The organism is Paenibacillus bouchesdurhonensis (assembly GCF_900155685.1).
Taxonomy (GTDB): Bacteria; Bacillota; Bacilli; order Paenibacillales; family Paenibacillaceae; genus Fontibacillus; species Fontibacillus bouchesdurhonensis.
Genome location: NZ_LT732548.1, coordinates 2,130,646 through 2,149,306 on the forward strand (window position 1 = coordinate 2,130,646; position 18,661 = coordinate 2,149,306).

The following is an 18,661-nucleotide window of genomic DNA, read 5'->3' on the forward strand; positions in this document are numbered from 1 at the left end:
CTGAGTCAGATGAGTATACGTATTGTCGTTGACGGGGACTCCTGTCCTGTTAAAGCTGAAATTGTTGATACAGCTGCAAAGTTTGGTGTCGGTGTACTGATGGTATCCTCCTATGACCATGTGATTAAGCAGGTCTCGGGGGTTACCGTTGTTCAGGTTGACCGCAGCCAGCAAAGCGCGGACTTGTACATTGCCAACCATATCGCTAGAAACGATGTGGTGGTTACCCAGGACTATGGATTGGCTGCGCTGGCTTTAGCCAAATCTTGCCGAATATTGTCGCCAAGGGGCGACGAGTATCATTCGGGCAATATTGAATATTTGCTGGAGCGTCGTCATCATCACGCAAAAGCAAGGCGCGGCGGCCGTTATTTCAAAGGGCCAAAGCCCTTTACGGACGATGACCGTAAAAAGTTTATCGATGTGTTGTCAAAAGTTTTGCGAGATATGCAGGAGAATGTACAATTTTAGCGAATTACTATTTACGTGTTATATAGAGATGAAGGTGGTTTGGATGAGTACCGGACGAGGAATTCCGGAGGAGATCATCGAGGCGGTCTTGCAGCAGCATGATATCGTCGATACGGTGGGCAAGCACGTTCATCTAACTAAACAGGGCAAATATATGAAGGGGCTTTGTCCCTTTCATTCGGAGAAGACGCCGTCTTTTACGGTGACGCCCGAACGACAAATGTTCCACTGCTATGGCTGTGGCAAAGGCGGAAATGCCATCAGATTCAGGATGGAAATCGAAGGACTATCCTTCCCCGAAGCAGTCAGAGCCATGGCGGAAGAGGCCCATATTCCATTTGAGGATAGAGCCTTTCGGCCAGGGGGTGCCCCTGTAAGCCGGGAAATGGAACAATTATTGCAGGCCCACGAATGGTCTTCCAAGCTGTATCATTTTCTACTGAAAAATACAGAGCATGGCAAACCAGCCATGGACTATTTGAAGTCAAGGGGGTTTAGCGATAAGGCTATCGACACATTCCAAATCGGTTATGCCCCGGCACGCTGGGATACGCTTGTTCAATTTTTAGACAAACGCTCATTTGATCTCAGTGCGATGGAAAAAGGCGGTTTACTGTCGTCCAAGCAAGACGGATCAGGGTTTGTTGACCGCTTTCGCGACCGGATCATCTTTCCGTTGCATAATCGCAGCGGTAAAGTGATCGCTTTTGCAGGCCGAATTCTCGGGGAAGGCCAACCCAAATATTTAAATTCCCCTGAGAGCAGGTTATTCACCAAGAGCCGAACGCTCTATAATCTTCACCAGGCTAAGACGGAAATCCGCAAGTCGCGCCAAATCGTATTATTTGAAGGATATGGCGATGTGATCAGTGCATGGGAGGCTGGAGTTCATAACGGGGTTGCCACGATGGGAACCGCGCTGACCGAAAGCCATGCCAGTATGATGAGGACTCTCGCAGACGAAATCATCGTGTGCTATGACGGTGACAATGCGGGACAAGCCGCAGCCTTGAAGAGTATTCCTATATTGGAGGCTACAGGCTTCCAAATCAAAATTTCACTGATTAGTGAAGGACTCGACCCGGACGAATTTATTCAGAAATACGGGGCCGAGCGTTTCAGGATACAAGTCTTGGATGGCGCTGTTTCAGCAGTTAAATTTAAGCTTATATATCTGAGAAAAAACCATATACTGCTAGAAGAAGATGGAAAGGTCGCCTACATCAAGGATGCTCTGGAAGTAATAGCGCCTCTGCCGTCGCCGACAGAACGGGAGATTTATTTGAAGGAATTGTCTGCCGAGCTGCAGGTTTCATTCGATAGCTTAAAACAGGAATGCAACCAATTCCGCCAAGGTATGCAAAAAAGGACATCCCATGGGGATAATAACGCCAAAAGGTGGAATAATGTTAGGCATAAAAAAGGCAAGGCTTCCATGCCTACATTGCTGCCTGCTTATCATGTCGCGGAACGTAGATTGTTATCCTTTATGCTCCAGCATGAAGAAGTCGCCCGCTATGTGGGCGATCGCCTTGGAGATAGTTTTAACATCAATGATCATGCGGCGATTGCTGCTTATCTATACGCCTATTACGCAGGGGGGAAAGAACCGGATGTCAGCCGTTTTATATCATCCTTACAGGATGACCGGCTGGAGCAAGCCGTCACTTCCATCGCAATGATGGATACTCCCGATGAGTGGACGACTCAGGAGCTGGACGATTGTATTCGGGAAATTCAGCGTGTTCCGCTGCAAGCCCAAATTCAGCGTAAGAAGGAAGAAATGGTTTCGGCAGAGCGTGCCGGGGATTTTTTGCGAGCGGCACAAATTGCAAGTGAGATTATAGCCCTAGAGAGACAATAGCTGGATGAATTTTCGCGGATGTTTCTAGGGAGGAGGGAGTCAAGTATGGCGAACGATCAGCATACGGAATCTGAAACAGAACTGACTTTGGATCAGGTTAAAGATCAGCTGATTGAATTAGGCAAGAAAAGATCTTCGTTGACGTACAAAGAGATTATGGAGAAGCTTTCGCCTTTCGATCAGGATCCAGAGCAAATGGACGAGTTTTTTGAGCATTTGGGGGATTTGGGAATAGATGTTGCGAATGACAGCGATGAGGAGCTTACCCATCGCAGTAGTGATGACGAGAGTCGTGGAGAAGGCGATGAATTTAGCTTTGACGACGATTTGACATTACCCCCCGGAATCAAAATCAACGATCCGGTGCGGATGTACTTGAAGGAAATCGGCAGAGTGCCCCTGCTATCGGCTGACGATGAAATTGAACTAGCCAAGCGGATTGAGAACGGTGATGAGGAGGCGAAGCGACGTCTGGCAGAAGCTAACCTCAGACTCGTGGTCAGTATTGCGAAGCGATATGTAGGCCGCGGGATGCTCTTCCTCGATTTGATTCAAGAAGGAAATATGGGTCTCATTAAAGCGGTGGAGAAGTTCGACTTCAAGAAGGGCTTTAAATTCAGTACCTATGCGACATGGTGGATTCGTCAGGCCATTACGCGGGCGATTGCCGACCAGGCTAGAACGATCCGTATACCGGTTCACATGGTAGAGACGATCAATAAATTGATTCGAGTATCCCGGCAATTGCTGCAGGAACTCGGACGCGAACCGACGCCAGAGGAGATTGCTGCTGAAATGGAGCTAAGCGTCGAGAAGGTTCGTGAAATTATGAAGATTGCTCAAGAGCCTGTTTCGCTAGAGACACCGATCGGTGAAGAAGACGATTCGCATTTGGGCGATTTCATCGAGGATCAGGAGGCGTTGGCTCCAGCCGATGCCGCAGCATATGAACTGCTGAAAGAACAGTTGGAGGACGTGCTGGATACGCTGACCGAGCGTGAAGAGAACGTTCTGCGCCTGCGCTTTGGACTTGATGACGGCCGGACGAGAACGCTGGAGGAAGTCGGTAAAGTGTTTGGTGTAACGCGGGAAAGAATCCGCCAGATTGAAGCGAAGGCTCTGCGCAAGCTTCGCCATCCGAGCCGCAGTAAACGGTTGAAGGATTTCCTGGAATAGTTGTGTAACCTTGACCCTTCTGCAGCAGCAGAAAGGTCTTTTTTTTCAGAAAAGTTGCACCTATTTCCATTACATTTACTTTTTACCTATTTTTTCTTGCTGATTTTATTTTAGCTTTTTTCCGGGCCTATTGCAAATGAAAATGGTGTGGATATTTGTTGGATGGAGGGAGTAGTTACTCGGATGAAATTGTCATCAAGATTGCAGCAAATTGCGGACAGGCTGCCGCCAGGCTGCCGTTTTGCAGATATCGGCTCGGATCATGCGCTTCTGCCGGTATGGGCTGTTAAGCACGGAGCAGCGGTATCCGCTGTGGCCGGAGAGGTCAATGCCGGGCCATTGGAAGCCGCAAAGAGACAAGTGGCGGAAGCTGGATTAAGCCAGAGAGTCGCAGTTCGTAAGGGAAACGGGCTTGAAGTGATCGCTGCTGGCGAAGTAGATGCGATTACAATCGCTGGAATGGGTGGCGCGCTTATAACCTCGATTCTTGAGGCGGGACAAGATAAGCTTAAGAGAGTGAAGCGGCTTATTCTGCAGCCTAATGTGGGAGAGGATTTCGTCAGGCGCTGGCTGCTGGAACATGATTGGTATGTAACGGATGAGACGATCCTGGCTGAAGACGGTAAAATTTATGAGATCATTACGGCGGATGCCGTGCCTGATGCCAGCCAGCTGAATGAAGAGCTGTACAAGGACAGGCTGCTGCAACAAGGGGAGGAGGATGCAGAGAGCGGCGTAGCGTTAACGAAGGAATTGTTATTGATGCTAGGCCCTAGGTTAGCCGCCCAAGCCAGTGACGTATTTCTGGAAAAATGGAAATCGGAAATTTCCAAGCTGGAGAAAATCCATCGTTCCGTTGCCGCTTCTCAGCTCCCAGCTTCCCGGGACAAGGCGCAGGAGCTAAGTTTATTAATAAAGCAACTTAAGGAGGTGCTGGCATGTTTGCCAAAGGTCAGACAGTAATCCAATATATGGAGCAGCTGGCTCCAAAGCACGTTGCCATGGAAGGCGACAAAATCGGCTTGCAGCTTGGAACGCTGCAGAAAGAAATTCGCAGCGTACTGATTGCCTTGGATGTAAATGAAGAGGTCGTCGATGAGGCTATATCGCTGGGCGCTGACTTAATTATTGCACACCATGCGATCATTTTCAGGCCGCTTGCGGGACTGCAAACGGACACGCCGATGGGGAAGGTTTACGAGAAGCTGATTAAAAATGATATTGCCGTCTATATTAGCCATACGAATCTGGATGTCACCGAGGGTGGGATGAACGACTGGATGGCTGAGGCGCTGGGCATTGAGGATGTGATTCCGCTCGAGGATATTCATACGGATAAGCTATATAAGCTCGTCGTCTTCGTTCCGAAGGATCATCATCAGAACGTATTGGATGCTATTCTTCATGCAGGGGCCGGCTGGATCGGCAATTATAGCCACTGCAGCTTTAATCTCGAAGGTTATGGCACGTTTATGCCGCGTGAAGGAACCGACCCTTATTTAGGTCAGCAGGGAAAGCTGGAGCGCGCGGAGGAAATTCGCATTGAGACGATCATCACCGATAGCGTTCGCAATAAGGTCATCCAGGCCATGCTCAAAAAACATCCTTATGAAGAAGTGGCCTATGATCTTTACCCGATGGATCTTAAAGGCCGCGCTCTAGGTCTCGGAAGAGTCGGGCGAGTGGCGGAGCCTGTTACACTTGAAGCTTTTGTCGAACGGGTAAAAGAGAAGCTGGAGGTTCCGGCCGTTCGCGTCATCGGGGATTTGAATCGGCAAATTAAGAAGGCTGCTGTCGTTGGAGGATCGGGTGGACGCTATTGGAAGCACGCCCAATTCCGCGGAGCCGACGTGCTCGTTACCGGAGACATTGATTATCATACCGCTCAGGACGCCCTCATGGCGGGCATTGCGCTGATTGACCCTGGGCATAATGCCGAGAAGATTATGAAGTCGAAGGTAGCGGACTGGCTCAAGGATAAGCTCTCTGAGCACAAGTATGAGACGAAGGTGCATGCCTCGGCCGTTGATACAGAGCCGTTTATGTTTCGATAACAGCGTAAGGTGCGGGCATCTTGGCATAAAACGTCAGCTTTGGTGGCGATTCATACTTGTGATTATGGAGCAATCCCTGTATACTAACAAGTGTTGCCTTCGAAAGTTTGACAGACAATCGCCGGCGGCTAAATGGCCGCGGGAGGAAAGTCCGGGCTCCATAGGGCAGGGTGCTGGATAATGTCCAGTCGGCGCGAGCCGAAGGATAGTGCCACAGAAACGGACCGCCGATGGCCGCCGCAAGGCGAGCACAGGCAAGGATGGAACCGAGGTGTAAGAGACCCCGAGGAACGCTGGTGACTTCGTTCCTGGTAAACCCCACTTGGAGCAAGACCTAATGAGACGCAGCTTGCGCCCGTATGGGCCATGAGCAGCTTTTGCCCGAAGCGCGTCTAGGTTGGTCGCTGGAGCCGTGCAGTAATGTACGGCCTAGATAGATGATTGTCGCCTAGTAGCGGAAGGGTAGTTCCCGAATGACCGCAAACGGTACAGAACCCGGCTTATGGCAAACTTTCATCACTGCAACATGTTATTTAATTGCGAACAGACATTGCGCTGTTCTATTCCAACAATCAGAGAAGATCGCTAGCCTTTGCCTAATGGCAGCCAAGCGATCTTCTTTTTATTATGCGTATGAACGTATATGCGAATCAACGTCACATTTTTTGCTCCAATAGCCGCTTAAGCCTCTGATCAATGTGCTGGGGCCAAAGTTGAAGCGGAGCCGTGCTGCCACCGGCGGCCTCCAGCGCCGCATAGACATCAATTTGTCCGTGGCCGTATAGATTGTCGTGGCCAGGGTCGCCAAGATCGATGACATTGCTGCGGATAATGTCCATTACTTCCGTATTTTTTAGATCCGGATTAACGGAGCGAATCAAGGCGGCAAGCGCGGCGACGTGGGGGCTCGCCATGGATGTACCCGATAATGCAGCGTATTGGTTGTCCGGGTAGGTGCTGGCAATGCTCTCTCCTGGCGCCACAACATCGACATAATCGCCGTAATTGGAGAATGACGCCTTTTGCAAATTGTAATCGGTGGCGGATACGGACAGTACCTCTGGATAAGCTGCGGGGTATCCTGGGCGTTCCGTATTATCATTGCCTGTAGCCGCGACAAGAACGACATCCTTGTCATAAGCATATTTGATCGCTTCATGCAGAAACTGGGCATCAGCGTAATTTCCGAGGCTTAAATTGATCACTTTAGCTCCATTATCCACGGCCCAAATAATACCTTGCGCAACAGAATAAGTCGTGCCGGAGCCGGAATTATCCAGCGCTTTAACCGGTAGAATTTTTCCTCCCCACATCATTCCGGCGATGCCTTCCCCATTATTGACATTCGCTGAAATAATTCCGGCAACATGAGTGCCGTGGCCCACATCATCGATAGGCTCCTCGTCAGGAGCGACTACGTTATACCCCTTGAGAAGCCGTCCTTTCAGATCCGGATGAGACAAATCCACTCCTGTATCCACTACAGCCACGATGACATCGTTGCTGCCCTTGGATAATTTCCAGCCTCGGTTCGTCTCGATGATGGGCAAATTCCATTGATATTCCGAGAAGAGCATATCGTTGGGAATTTCCGGGCTATCGGCGACCGGAGCCGTTTCATTCGTTAAATACAAATAATGCGGCTCGATAAAGGCGGGATGCCATTTTTGGACGAAGTATTTTTTCAATTCCTCCATGCTCATGGTTTCGGATTGAAAAATATAGGTGTTGCGAATGGCTCTTGGGCGTTTAGCCGTATCTGCCTTAATATCCGCCTGGATTTGGGCGAGTTGCCGCTTGGACGGAGGCTCGTTAAAAGTTACCACGATTTCATTCTCGTAATAATGGCTCGCTTTCTCATTGTCATGGCCCGTCTTTACAGTAATGTCTTTAAGCGTATCCGTATGCACGGATTCGATTTTATATTTACCCTCTTTCGGGTAAGGGATCAAGCGCAGATTTTTGTCTTGGTGTTCCTTCACTCGCTTTAGGATGTGGGTATCCATGACGGCGATGACCCCATCCTTGTTATGCTTGGAAGGCTCGGCAACGACAAAAAAATGAGGATCTTTTTCGGGAAACGCAGGTGATTCGTACGTTTGGGACTTGCGGAGCGCTTTACGAGCGAGTCCCGTGTAGTAATCCATTTGCTTCTGGATTTCCGGTGAAATCCGTTCATTAGAGCTGTGGAATCGCTTATCCTTTTTTTCCGCGGAGCTGTACAGCATGATTGTACGGAATTGCTTATGCCCCTTTTGCAGTTCTCGTATATCGGCGGACAGCTTAGGGAGCGAGGTGTCTTTTAGCTCTGCGGCCAATTTCTTTAAATGCCCTTTGGAATCGAGCCTCGCCAGTCTTTCCGTCGCCGTCACGTCTCTCCGCAGCATAAGCTGCTTTAAATGTTGCTCATCGGCCGGGCTCGGTACGTTTAGCTGCTTGGATTGCTGTATACGCGGCCTCGTTTGCTGCTGCTTGACTTCGTGCTGCGAGCCCGGACTAAGCGTCGGAAAAAAAGAAAAAATCGCTATGGCTGCAGCCGCGAATAATCCAATTACAACCCATCTACCCCATTTCATTGACATCCCTCCTGCTGTAATTTCATGTATCCGTAGGTTGAGGAGTTAGCCTTCATATTATTCCTAAGCTGCTGTATCGAATTGACATTAATTCGGTCGCATAGCCATCATCTTGGCGGGGGAAAATGTATGCGAGGTGATCATAATGCCAAATGGCAATAAACCAATCGTTAGATGCAGCGTCTCCAATTGTTCGTATTGGGGAGAACAGAATTATTGTAATGCGGATCTGATTATGATCGATATCGATAAGCATGCGGATCGCAAATATGATGCGGAATTCGCAGGCGAGGAATTTGATAGCGAACATAAGGATACCGCCGCTTCATCTGCTGCTACTTGCTGTCACACATTTAAGCCCAAATCATCGTAAGAAGCAGGGAAAGTCATAATACTTGGAGGTGCTGAAGATGACGGACGACAATAAGGATAAAATGGAATTGTTTAAAGATGAGTTGGATAACGATAGCGAGCGTGTGGATTATCCTCGCCGTACCCATCAGGAGGAGTATTCCGCCGAGGTAGCGCCGACAGGGACGTTTGAGAGCTCGCGGGGAGACCGCGAAGCCGACCGGGACGACACAGCAGATGATACCGGAACAGCCAGCCGCACTGTTGGTTATGTAGGTGTGGGTCTGGGAATTGCCTCCTTGTTCGTGTGGTCGATTATTCTAGGGCCCCTTGCCGCTGTAATGGGCTTCTACGCTTATAGCCAAGGCAGCAAAACATCTGGAGCTTGGGCGATTGGGCTGGGTGCTATCGCTACGTTAAGTTATTTCTTTTTGATTCCTTTTACTCGATAATTTTTGTTTTTAGCGCAGACTTTCGTCTTTACACGACGAAGGTCTTTTTTTATTTAAGGAAATTATTTTCGGAAAAAGGTGGTTATTGTCGGATTTCAAGTGTAAAATATAGGATAGATCATTCCGTGGGGAGAAAGAGGAGTTAAAGAATAAGATGGAAATCGATACGCGCACAATGGGACAGCTGATTCAGCTCCAAATGATGAATGATATCGACCTTCAAGGCACTTCTGTTCAAAGAACCACTTCCGGTGGCGAAGATTCTTTATTTGATATATTGCTGCAAGAGCTAATGACGGCGGAGGGACAAGAGAAGACTATGACGCAGGACGGCATGCTTAATGCGGGCCAAATGCTGTCAGGTTCGATGGACAATGCCCTTTGGTATATTCTCGGGCAGCAGATGTATAGTGAGACGGAGATCGCCTCCATTCCTGTTGAGGGCTCTTATTCTACTGCGGGAATGTCTATGGCTACAGGTGCAGGGCTAGGTATTGACGAGCTTGTTAGCCGTGCCAGCCGAGCTTATGGTGTCGCGGAGAGTCTAATCAAGGCCGTTATCGAGACCGAATCCTCCTTTAACGCAAATGCCGTATCGTCCGCTGGGGCTAAAGGGCTGATGCAGCTTATGGATGGAACTGCCAGAGGTCTTGGAGTAAGCAATCCGTTTGATCCGGCTCAGAATATCGATGGTGGAACGCGTTATTTGTCCTCCCAGTTGAAGCGTTTTGGCGGCGAGGAGAAGACGGCTTTAGCAGCTTATAATGCAGGGCCTGGACGCATTCAGCGTCTTGGAATAAGCAATGATCTTGAATTGATGGAGAAGTTGCACTTGCTTCCGAAGGAAACGCAAAATTACATTACAAAGATCGATAATGCTCGATTAAAGTATGAAATATAACGGTTGACGGGAGAGCTTGCCCGTATGTTTGGATATGCAATAAGTCAGAGATCATTTGAGAAAACGCTGATTCGCTGCGATTTCCCATTTGGTCTTTTTTTTGACAATGACGATATAGCAATAATTCCGTTACAATAGACAAGGATTATATTGATAAACTAGGGGGATGAAATGAAGTATTTTGATCATGCTGCTACAACCCCGCCCCATGAAGACGTCATTCGTACGGTCGCGGAAGTGATGACCCAGCATTTCGGGAACCCATCTTCCTTGCACCGGTTGGGGGAAGACAGCAGCAAGCTGCTGTCCAGAGCTAGAGAGGTTTGCGCGCATGCTCTTGAGGTGAAACCGGGGGAAATCATATTTACGGCCGGAGCGACTGAGAGCAATAATTTGGCGATCAGGGGCATTATGGCCGAGTATCGTCATCGCGGTAATCATATTGTTACAACATCTATAGAGCATCCGTCTGTATATGAAACCTGCCGCCAGCTAGAGAAGGAAGGATGTATGGTTACTTACGTTCCGGTGCAGGCTGATGGCATTGTACGCGTCGAGGATGTCATATCTGCAGTAAGAGAGGATACGGTGCTCGTATCTGTCATGCATGTGAATAACGAAATCGGGTCGATCCAGCCGATCACAGAAATTGGCAACAGATTAAAAAGCCGTCACCCGCTCGTTTACTTTCATGTTGACGGTGTACAAGGCTTTGGCAAGCTGCCGTTATCTATTCGCGATAGCCGAATTGATCTCTATAGCTTATCTGCCCATAAATTTCGCGGACCCAAAGGAATTGGGCTGTTGTATGTCAAGGAAGGTGTAAACCTTGCACCGTTGCTGACAGGCGGGGGACAGGAAGGCGGGGTGCGTTCCGGAACCGAGAATATACCCTATATCGTCGGCATGGCGAAGGCGGTCAGATTGGCTACAGAAGGGCAGCCTCGTTTTGCTGAACATCTGGCTAAGCTGAGTCATGAGCTGCATGAGGGCCTGCAGTGCTTAAGCGGGCTGGAAGTAAATTCATCTTCGCGGGGAGCGCCGCATATTGTTCATTTCTCCTTCCCTGGAATGAAGGCTGAAACGATGCTTCATATGCTGGAGGAGGAGGGCTTCTTCGTTTCTACGCAGTCCGCGTGTTCTTCGAAGCGAAGCGAACCGAGCCGTGTACTGCTCTCTATGAACAAAGAGATGGATTGCGCTCTGTCCGGATTACGCGTCAGTCTGGGGGAAGAGCATACGGAAGAAGATGTCAGACAATTGCTGCAGGCTATAGAGCGTACTATTGAACGCCTGCAAAGAGTGAAAGGTGGAAACAGTTAATATGCTGCAATATGATATGCTCCTGCTGCGCTTCGGCGAAATTACCGTGAAAGGGAGAAATCGCAGCCGCTTTGAGAAAGCGGCATTGGCGCATGTACAAGACTTGCTTCGGGCTTATCCGGCAACCGAGATCAAGAAGGAATACGGTCGGATCTATGTGGTGCTGAATGGGGAGCCTGCAGCAAAAATTATCGATCTGCTCAAAAATGTTTTCGGGGTAACGTCCATTAGTCCGGTTAAGGTAGCGGCTTCCGAGATTGGGGAAATTATCGCTCAGGCGGTCAGCTTCATCGAGAGCATGAACATCGCCAAGGAGACAGCCTTTAAAGTAAATGCAAGAAGGGTGTGGAAGAAATTTCCTGTATCCTCGCAGGACATGAATCAAATTATAAGCTCGCCGATCCTGAAGGCGTGTTCTCATTTAAAAGTCGATGTCCATCATCCGGAAATCGAGCTGCGGATCGAGGTTAGAGAGCAGGGAACTTATCTGTTCTCTGAAGTCGTTCCCGCTGCCGGTGGATTTCCGCGAGGGACGAACGGCAAAGCCATGCTGCTGCTATCCGGGGGAATCGATAGCCCTGTTGCCGGCTGGGCGGCGATGCGCCGCGGGCTGGAAATCGAATGTGTTCATTTCCATAGCTATCCGTTCACGAGTAAAAAAGCGGAGGAGAAGGTCATCGATTTGGCTCAGGTGCTATCCGGATATTATGGCCAAATCAAGCTTCATCTTGTGCCATTTACGGATATCCAGACGACGTTGGCCCAGGGGAATCATGAGAATGTCATGATTACGCTGATGCGTCGAGCGATGCTGCGGATCGCATCCGCACTAGCGGATCGAAACCGCGCGCTTGCTCTAGTCACTGGGGACAGCCTTGGGCAAGTTGCCAGCCAGACGCTGGCCAGCATGAATGTGATCGGCCGAGCGACTACGCTGCCGATCCTCCGGCCGCTAGTTACGACCGATAAAGAGGAGATCATCAGCTTAGCACAGCAAATCGGCACCTATGAATTATCAATCCTTCCTTATGAGGATTGCTGTACACTGTTTGTGCCGAAATCGCCATCGACGAATCCCAATTTGCACGTGATCGAGAAGATCGAGGCATCCTTGCCTCAGCTGGATGAGCAAATTGATGAGGCTGTAATGGGAACCGAGACGATCATCATCAAACCGGGCGTGGCCGTAGTTAGAAGATCCGAAGCGGAACCGGTCGTGCAGGATAAGTGGTTTTAGGAGAACAACAAACAAGGTTGCCTCGTATACAGGAGGCAACCTTGTTTGTTGTTAGCGGGTAGCTGCCCGCGAGGGGTGCTCATCCCCCTGCTCACGTTGACGCTGTCTGGATGAGTAGCCGGCCCAGAGAACGGCAATAACGATGAGAGCGATAAAGAGGTAGCGGAGCAGAGGCTTGTCTGCAAAGAAAGGCAGCAGGTGCGGCTCTTCTGTGATCATATGCGATGCGGTATAAGCCAGCACGGCTGAGCCTGCGTAGGCAATCCAGGGAAAGCGTCCGAGCAGTTTAATGAATAGCGTGCTTCCCCAGATGACGATCGGGACGCTAATCAATAGGCCGAGGACGACGAGAGTCATATGCTGTTTGGAAGCCCCTGCGACAGCGATGACATTATCCAGTCCCATTGCGGCGTCGGCAATGACGATCGTCCTCACTGCAGGCCACAGCGAATCTTTGGCGTCTATCGTATCGTGGGCGCCGTCATCCGCAAGCACTTTGTAGGCGATATAGACGAGCATGGCGCCGCCAATGGCCAACAGCCAAGGGATTTTAAGGAGCCATACCACGATTAGGGTTGCAGCGATTCGCAGCACAACTGCTCCGGCCGTACCTAACAGGATGGCTTTCTTCTGTATATGGACGGGCAGCTTTCTAGCTGCCATGCCGATTACAATTGCATTGTCTCCCGCTAGGATTAAATCGATGAAGATGATGTTAATCAAGGCGATAAAAAAAGCGGGGCTAAATAGTTCCACTGTTGTCACTTCTTCCTCATTTATTTATAGGCGCTAATATTATTAATTCACTAAAAATGGATTTTGTCCAGTGTTGATTTTACAAAGAAAGGGTATAGCTTGGCACCTCCTCACATACATCTGTAATGGAGGGATAAGCCTATGGAGCATTTGTTATTGTTATCCGAAATACTCATTATTAATTTAGTACTTAGTGGCGACAATGCTGTAGTCATCGCTATGGCAAGTAAGCATCTTCCCCCGCAGCAACGTAAACAAGCTGTATGGTGGGGAGCATTCGGTGCGGTGCTGATGCGATGCATCCTAACATGGCTAGCGGCGATTTTGTTAAAAATTCCCTTTATCCAAGCGATTGGAGGATTAATGCTGGCAGCGATCGCTTTTAACTTGCTTCAGCACCGGGAGCATAGTAGTGAAAAAAGGCACGCTGATACGATCTGGAAAGCGATTCAAACAATCCTTGTGGCCGACTTCATCATGAGTCTGGATAATGTGCTGGCGATAGCGGCAATAGCCGACGGGGATGTTGCGATATTAGTTATTGGTATTGCGATCAGCATACCGATTGTCATTTGGGGCAGTAACCTAATTTCGGTCTGGCTCCAGCGTTTGCCGATATTGACATTTGCCGGAGCGGGTATTTTGGGTTATACGGCAGGGGACATGATGCTGAAGGATGCGAAATTCGGCTTTTTGTTGACAGAAATACTGCCATCCATGCACAGCTGGATCCCGTTCATCATTGCAGCGATTGTTATTGTGTTCGGCTGGCTAGGCAATTATAGGGCTGCATGAGAGAGTGGCATTTTCGCCCATCTTCATATAAACTGGAATTAGGTGGGATGTCACAAAATCGGTGGCCATGTCCCTAATTGTCAATTGGAAGGTGAGTGACGGAAATGTCCGACAACAACAAGCTTATGACCGGAATACTGATCTTGGCTGCTGGAATTATCATCCTGCTTGGAAAGTGGGGAGTGTTCAGCTTTCTCGGCAAAGCTCTCTGGCCGCTGATCTTGTTAATTCCGGGCATCCTGCTGCACCTATGGGTATTCGCCAGAAGGGGATCGTCTGAATTGCTGCTGCCCGCAGGTATTCTTGTGGTATACTCCATCCTGTTTTTTATTGGCATCATCTGGGGCTGGACGTTTCTGTTTCACAAAATGTGGCCGGCATTCATACTCGGGATCTCCATCGGCTTGTTTGAATACTATGCTTATGCGCCGCAGCGTCAGAACGGCATGCTATTGATGGCTGTAGTGCTGGGTGCCTTTTCTATAATTTTGCTGGGGTGGAGCATGTTCTCCTTCTCCTTTGTTTATTTACTGGCCATCGTGCTTATTGCCGCAGGAATCTGGCTCATTCTTGCCCGAGGGAATAACCGCCGAATCTGGTGAAACTCTGGAAAGTTCTTGAATTATTTCTGGTTTTGCGTATAATATTAAGGATACGATTAGCGTCGGAAGTTTTCGTCCGACGCTTCTTTGGGTGGCAAATAGTCAACTATTTGTAATGCTGTAAAGACACAGACATGAAAGGATTTGGAGAAATCATATGCACAAAAGAAATCATATTCGCAATATAGCCATTATCGCTCACGTTGACCATGGCAAAACAACATTAGTCGACAAGCTGCTGCAGCAGTCCGGGATTTATCGGGACAATGAGACGGTGCAGGAACGCGTCATGGACTCCAATGATTTGGAGCGCGAACGGGGCATTACCATTTTGGCCAAGAACACGGCGATTACGTACAAAGATTACTTGATTAATATTGTCGATACACCGGGGCACGCCGATTTCGGCGGAGAAGTGGAACGGATCATGAAAATGGTGGATGGTGTTCTGCTTGTCGTCGACGCCTACGAAGGCTGCATGCCGCAAACGAAATTCGTACTAAGCAAGGCGCTTGAGCACCAACTGACACCCATCGTTGTTGTGAATAAAATCGATCGTCCGGCCGCACGGCCGTCCGAGGTGATCGATGAGGTGCTTGATCTGTTCATCGAGCTGGAGGCAAACGATGAGCAGCTGGAATTCCCCGTAGTATATGCATCCGCTTTGAATGGTACTTCCAGTTTGAATCCAGAGCAGCAGGACAGCAATATGCAGGCTCTTTATGACACGATCGTGGAGCATATCCCAGCTCCGACCGAGAACGTGGAAGAGCCGCTGCAAATCCTGGTTACGCTGATGGATTATAATGAATATTTGGGGCGTATCGCCATTGGCCGGGTGAATCGCGGGGTAATCCGCCAAGGTCAGCCAGTCGCCGTGATGACGCGGGAAGGCGGCAAGAAATCCGCTCGGATTGAGAAGCTGTTCGGCTTCAAGGGCCTGAATCGGGCAGAAATCTCCGAGGCCGGCGCGGGTGATATCGTAGCGATCGCCGGAATTAAAGATATCAACATCGGCGAGACGATTGCAGATTCGAACCATCCAGAAGCGTTGCCGGTGCTCAAAATAGACGAGCCGACGCTGCAGATGACGTTTCTTGTAAACAACAGCCCGTTTGCGGGCCGCGAAGGCAAATGGATAACTTCCCGCAAGCTTCGCGAACGTCTGATGAAGGAACTAGAGACCGATGTCTCCTTGCGCGTGGATGAGACGGATAGTCCTGATGCCTTCATCGTATCGGGCCGCGGTGAGCTTCATTTGGGCATTTTGATCGAAAATATGCGCAGAGAAGGCTATGAGCTTCAGGTTTCCAAGCCGGAAGTCATTGTAAAGGAAGTTGATGGCGTCAAAATGGAACCAATCGAGCGCTTGCTCATTGATGTCCCTGAGGAACATATGGGAACGGTCATGGAGAGTCTCGGCTCGCGCAAAGCGGAAATGGTCAATATGGTTAACAGTGGCACGGGCCAGGTTCGTTTGGAGTTCCTTATTCCTGCCCGGGGGTTGATCGGATATGGCACACACTTTTTGACTCTTACTCGCGGTTATGGGGTTATGAACCATGCATTTGACAGCTATGGTCCATTCGTTGGCGGACAAGTCGGCGGACGTCATCAGGGGGTGCTGGTATCGAGCGAGAACGGCGTGTCGACGATGTACGGCATTCTGTCCATTGAAGATCGCGGTACTCTGTTCCTTGAGCCGGGAAGTGAGATCTACGAAGGCATGATCGTCGGCGAGCATAACCGCGACAATGATATCGTCGTTAACATTTGTAAAGAGAAGCAGCTTACCAACGTTCGTTCGGCAACGAAGGAAGAAACGGTCAAGATGAAGACACCACGGCTCTTCTCCTTGGAGCAGGCGCTGGAATACCTCAATGACGATGAATACTGTGAGATTACTCCTAAAAACATTCGTTTGCGCAAGAAACTCCTAAACAAAAGCGAGCGCGAACGTGCCGAAAAACATCGCAAAATGTCCGAAACCAACTTATAATGGTAAAGTAGGCCATAAGGAAGAATAATTATGTGACTGCCTCGAAGGAGGGAACTGCGTTGCAACAATGGTTTTCCGATCACCCCGTGATCGCGTACATTCTCATTTTTGTATTGGTAACTTTCGTGTACAATAAAGTGTTCCGGGCTCAGCAGAAGCTTCCCCTATGGAAGGAAGTTATTTTGTACGTGTTGATGGCGTTCGGCTCTTTCATGCTGCTCATCTTTCAAATCGACAAGCTGCCGATTATCCAATGTCTTCTAGTGGCCGTCGTTCTCATGCTTATGGTGCGCATTCGCTACTTTGTGGAAGGACGCCGCAATAAGAAGAACGGCTCATCCGTGGTTGATGGCGATGGGGGAACTAACCCGTAATGGCCGGAAACGGGATAAATGTAACTTTATGATGTGCCGAAACGTTTTTAGACTGTAGGTTAAATTGCTAATTCATATGAAAAAGGTGTTTTAATCCATGAGTTCTACACGTAGTGGCCTGCCTCCTCGAGAGCAAAGCCATAGAAAGCCGACCAAAAAAAGCTCTCGCAAGAAGAAAAAGAAAGCTAGTGGTTTTAAAGTATTTCTAAGAATACTGCTGACGCTGATGATTGTGCTGGCCCTTGGTGTAGGTGTGTATATTGGGTATTTATCCGTGACGCTGGATCAGGTTATTCAAGAAACAGGAACCGATGAGAAGGTTGCGCCCGAGCAGTCCGCCAAGGTTAAACCATTGACGATGCTGCTTATGGGGACAGACTATCGACCTGAGACGGGAACACATCTGACCGACGTAATGATGATTATGGCGATGAATCCGGAGACAAAATCGGCTACAGTCGTCTCGCTTCCGCGGGATACGCTGGTGGAGCTGAAGGGATACAAGGCGAATAAGCTGAACCATTTCTATCCGAACTTCCTTGTCCAGGAGAAGAAAACGGGAATTACGGCTAAATATGAAATGAAAACGATGATGAGCAAATATTTCGATTTGAATATCGATTACGTAATCGTTATAAACTTCCAGGGCTTTCGCGATGTTGTCGATTCGCTTGGCGGCATTGATATTAACGTCGATGCGGATATGTGCTATAAGGATACCGCGGATAATACGAACATCAATTTGAAAAAAGGTCCGCAGCATTTATCGGGAGAGGAAGCCCTCGGATATGTTCGCTACCGCAAGTCCAATTGCAGTCCACGAACCAAGGCTTCCGATGATTTCGACCGCAACCGCCGCCAGAATGAAGTGCTGCATGCGCTTATCGATCAGGCTAAATCGCTGGATGGCGTGCTCGGAGCCGGCAAAGTGATCCAGTCGGTTGGCAAGAATATGGAGACGGATCTGGAATCCCAGCAAATGAAGAATATGATTTCCGCTTACTGGAGCATCTCTAAGGAAAATGTAGCGTTCATGCCAATCACAGGTCAATGGAAGAGCCCATACGTCTACTTGAACTCTGACGAGCTCGAGAAAGCCAAACAGGCGCTTAATGATGAACTGGCTGGTAATAGGGTGTTGGTTGAAGATGCCGGAGAAGCAGAGCAGGACAAAGCGGGCAACTGATCATTGAAGGCAAGTTTTGCGTCATGATATAATACAATCATATAGAAGGATTGTATAGGAGGGCTGGCTCATGTCCGAGATCGTTACGCAGTTATCCGAACCGTTATACACCGCATTCCAGTCCGAGATGTTTGTACTGCTAAGCACGGTTGATGCCGAGTCCGGCGGCCCTACATCAAGCGCGATTTCTTGGATTTATGCGCTTGATCATTCCACGCTGCGGCTCGCGCTTGACCATCGCTCGCGGCTGGTGGGAAATATCAAGGCTCATCCCAAGGTTACGATCACGGTCTTTGGCGAGGGGACGATCTATGCCATCAACGGCCGGGCATCCGTCGCTAAAGATCCGCTTGAAGGAGTTCCTTTCCAAATGTGCTGCTTCGACGTGCACATCGAAGCGGTTCGCAACGCTCTGTTCTACGGAGCGCAGCTTGTATCTGCCCCTGTGTACAATAAAGTTTACGATCGCCGTGCAGCGGACATGCTGGACGCTCAAGTGTTTGAAGCCATGAAAAAAGCCTAGCGAATTATTTTTCGCTGGGCT

Annotated in this window: 18 protein-coding genes and 1 other RNA gene; 17 read left to right on the forward strand and 2 right to left on the reverse strand. The window is 49.2% G+C overall.

Going from position 1 to position 18,661, the window contains the following annotated elements:
• Positions 1-9: 9 nt before the first annotated feature.
• The 6 genes from CZ379_RS13750 to rnpB all read left to right on the forward strand — a co-directional run bounded on the left by CZ379_RS13750 (position 10) and on the right by rnpB (position 6,083).
• Positions 10-471 carry a YaiI/YqxD family protein gene (locus CZ379_RS13750; protein WP_110932136.1) on the forward strand — a complete coding sequence of 154 codons (462 nt, stop codon included), beginning with the start codon at positions 10-12 and terminating at the stop codon, positions 469-471.
• 43 nt (positions 472-514) lie between these two features.
• Entirely contained in the window at positions 515-2,335 is a 1,821-nt protein-coding gene (dnaG, locus tag CZ379_RS13755; protein ID WP_110932137.1) for a DNA primase, read from the forward strand.
• A gap of 45 nt (positions 2,336-2,380) precedes the next feature.
• Positions 2,381-3,511 (forward strand): RNA polymerase sigma factor RpoD, encoded by a 1,131-nt coding sequence (gene rpoD / locus CZ379_RS13760; protein ID WP_110932138.1) that lies wholly within the window; start codon positions 2,381-2,383, stop codon positions 3,509-3,511.
• A 183-nt stretch (positions 3,512-3,694) separates the two neighbouring features.
• A complete protein-coding gene (locus CZ379_RS13765; RefSeq protein ID WP_110932139.1) occupies positions 3,695-4,474 on the forward strand; it encodes a tRNA (adenine(22)-N(1))-methyltransferase in 780 nt (259 codons plus the stop codon).
• Complete coding sequence (locus CZ379_RS13770) at positions 4,450-5,565, forward strand: Nif3-like dinuclear metal center hexameric protein (protein ID WP_110932140.1); 1,116 nt, start codon at positions 4,450-4,452, stop codon at positions 5,563-5,565. The genes CZ379_RS13765 and CZ379_RS13770 overlap by 25 nt, the downstream gene beginning before the upstream one ends.
• Before the next feature lie 102 nt (positions 5,566-5,667).
• Positions 5,668-6,083: RNase P RNA component class A (rnpB, locus tag CZ379_RS13775), an RNA gene on the forward strand.
• A gap of 138 nt (positions 6,084-6,221) precedes the next feature.
• Here rnpB and CZ379_RS13780 read toward each other — a convergent pair.
• Positions 6,222-8,141 (reverse strand): S8 family peptidase, encoded by a 1,920-nt coding sequence (locus CZ379_RS13780; protein ID WP_110932141.1) that lies wholly within the window; start codon positions 8,139-8,141, stop codon positions 6,222-6,224.
• A gap of 145 nt (positions 8,142-8,286) precedes the next feature.
• On the opposite strand from CZ379_RS13780, the gene CZ379_RS13785 reads away from it, so the two are divergent.
• The 5 genes from CZ379_RS13785 to thiI all read left to right on the forward strand — a co-directional run bounded on the left by CZ379_RS13785 (position 8,287) and on the right by thiI (position 12,405).
• The gene (locus tag CZ379_RS13785) at positions 8,287-8,514 is read left to right on the forward strand and encodes a DUF1540 domain-containing protein (protein ID WP_110932142.1); all 228 of its coding nucleotides are present in this window, start codon (positions 8,287-8,289) and stop codon (positions 8,512-8,514) included.
• 37 nt (positions 8,515-8,551) lie between these two features.
• Positions 8,552-8,944, forward strand: coding sequence for a hypothetical protein (locus tag CZ379_RS13790; RefSeq protein ID WP_234404913.1), 393 nt, complete (start codon positions 8,552-8,554; stop codon positions 8,942-8,944).
• 154 nt (positions 8,945-9,098) lie between these two features.
• Positions 9,099-9,845 (forward strand): lytic transglycosylase domain-containing protein, encoded by a 747-nt coding sequence (locus tag CZ379_RS13795; RefSeq protein WP_110932143.1) that lies wholly within the window; start codon positions 9,099-9,101, stop codon positions 9,843-9,845.
• A 171-nt stretch (positions 9,846-10,016) separates the two neighbouring features.
• A complete protein-coding gene (locus CZ379_RS13800) occupies positions 10,017-11,168 on the forward strand; it encodes a cysteine desulfurase family protein (RefSeq protein ID WP_110932144.1) in 1,152 nt (383 codons plus the stop codon).
• Positions 11,169-11,172: 4 nt separating this feature from the next.
• A complete protein-coding gene (thiI, locus tag CZ379_RS13805) occupies positions 11,173-12,405 on the forward strand; it encodes a tRNA uracil 4-sulfurtransferase ThiI (RefSeq protein ID WP_110934377.1) in 1,233 nt (410 codons plus the stop codon).
• A 51-nt stretch (positions 12,406-12,456) separates the two neighbouring features.
• On the opposite strand, the gene CZ379_RS13810 is transcribed toward thiI, so the two are convergent.
• A complete protein-coding gene (locus tag CZ379_RS13810; protein WP_110932145.1) occupies positions 12,457-13,161 on the reverse strand; it encodes a TerC family protein in 705 nt (234 codons plus the stop codon).
• 141 nt (positions 13,162-13,302) lie between these two features.
• Here CZ379_RS13810 and CZ379_RS13815 point away from each other — a divergent pair, with 141 nt between their 5' ends.
• The 6 genes from CZ379_RS13815 to CZ379_RS13840 all read left to right on the forward strand — a co-directional run bounded on the left by CZ379_RS13815 (position 13,303) and on the right by CZ379_RS13840 (position 18,640).
• On the forward strand, positions 13,303-13,956 hold the full coding sequence (locus tag CZ379_RS13815) for a TerC family protein (protein ID WP_110932146.1): 654 nt from the start codon (positions 13,303-13,305) through the stop codon (positions 13,954-13,956).
• A 104-nt stretch (positions 13,957-14,060) separates the two neighbouring features.
• Entirely contained in the window at positions 14,061-14,558 is a 498-nt protein-coding gene (locus tag CZ379_RS13820) for a hypothetical protein (RefSeq protein WP_110932147.1), read from the forward strand.
• Positions 14,559-14,715: 157 nt separating this feature from the next.
• Positions 14,716-16,557, forward strand: a complete 1,842-nt coding sequence (gene typA / locus CZ379_RS13825; protein ID WP_110932148.1) for a translational GTPase TypA — start codon at positions 14,716-14,718, stop codon at positions 16,555-16,557.
• 59 nt (positions 16,558-16,616) lie between these two features.
• The gene (locus tag CZ379_RS13830) at positions 16,617-16,931 is read left to right on the forward strand and encodes a YlaH-like family protein (protein WP_110932149.1); all 315 of its coding nucleotides are present in this window, start codon (positions 16,617-16,619) and stop codon (positions 16,929-16,931) included.
• Between the two features lie 97 nt (positions 16,932-17,028).
• Positions 17,029-18,117 carry an LCP family protein gene (locus CZ379_RS13835; RefSeq protein WP_110932150.1) on the forward strand — a complete coding sequence of 363 codons (1,089 nt, stop codon included), beginning with the start codon at positions 17,029-17,031 and terminating at the stop codon, positions 18,115-18,117.
• 70 nt (positions 18,118-18,187) lie between these two features.
• A complete protein-coding gene (locus tag CZ379_RS13840; protein ID WP_110932151.1) occupies positions 18,188-18,640 on the forward strand; it encodes a pyridoxamine 5'-phosphate oxidase family protein in 453 nt (150 codons plus the stop codon).
• Positions 18,641-18,661 lie beyond the last annotated feature (21 nt).

Bases quoted from the DNA above. Each gene is read 5' to 3' on its own strand.
- CZ379_RS13815 (WP_110932146.1), top strand. From the start codon at position 13,303: ATGGAGCATTTGTTATTGTTATCCGAAATACTCATTATTAATTTAGTA.
- CZ379_RS13840 (WP_110932151.1), top strand. From the start codon at position 18,188: ATGTCCGAGATCGTTACGCAGTTATCCGAACCGTTATACACCGCATTC.
- CZ379_RS13820 (WP_110932147.1), top strand. From the start codon at position 14,061: ATGTCCGACAACAACAAGCTTATGACCGGAATACTGATCTTGGCTGCT.
- CZ379_RS13780 (WP_110932141.1), bottom strand. From the start codon at position 8,141: ATGAAATGGGGTAGATGGGTTGTAATTGGATTATTCGCGGCTGCAGCC.
- CZ379_RS13750 (WP_110932136.1), top strand. From the start codon at position 10: ATGAGTATACGTATTGTCGTTGACGGGGACTCCTGTCCTGTTAAAGCT.
- CZ379_RS13790 (WP_234404913.1), top strand. From the start codon at position 8,552: ATGACGGACGACAATAAGGATAAAATGGAATTGTTTAAAGATGAGTTG.
- CZ379_RS13835 (WP_110932150.1), top strand. From the start codon at position 17,029: ATGAGTTCTACACGTAGTGGCCTGCCTCCTCGAGAGCAAAGCCATAGA.
- typA (WP_110932148.1), top strand. From the start codon at position 14,716: ATGCACAAAAGAAATCATATTCGCAATATAGCCATTATCGCTCACGTT.
- CZ379_RS13795 (WP_110932143.1), top strand. From the start codon at position 9,099: ATGGAAATCGATACGCGCACAATGGGACAGCTGATTCAGCTCCAAATG.
- dnaG (WP_110932137.1), top strand. From the start codon at position 515: ATGAGTACCGGACGAGGAATTCCGGAGGAGATCATCGAGGCGGTCTTG.
- CZ379_RS13765 (WP_110932139.1), top strand. From the start codon at position 3,695: ATGAAATTGTCATCAAGATTGCAGCAAATTGCGGACAGGCTGCCGCCA.
- rpoD (WP_110932138.1), top strand. From the start codon at position 2,381: ATGGCGAACGATCAGCATACGGAATCTGAAACAGAACTGACTTTGGAT.
- CZ379_RS13785 (WP_110932142.1), top strand. From the start codon at position 8,287: ATGCCAAATGGCAATAAACCAATCGTTAGATGCAGCGTCTCCAATTGT.
- CZ379_RS13800 (WP_110932144.1), top strand. From the start codon at position 10,017: ATGAAGTATTTTGATCATGCTGCTACAACCCCGCCCCATGAAGACGTC.
- CZ379_RS13770 (WP_110932140.1), top strand. From the start codon at position 4,450: ATGTTTGCCAAAGGTCAGACAGTAATCCAATATATGGAGCAGCTGGCT.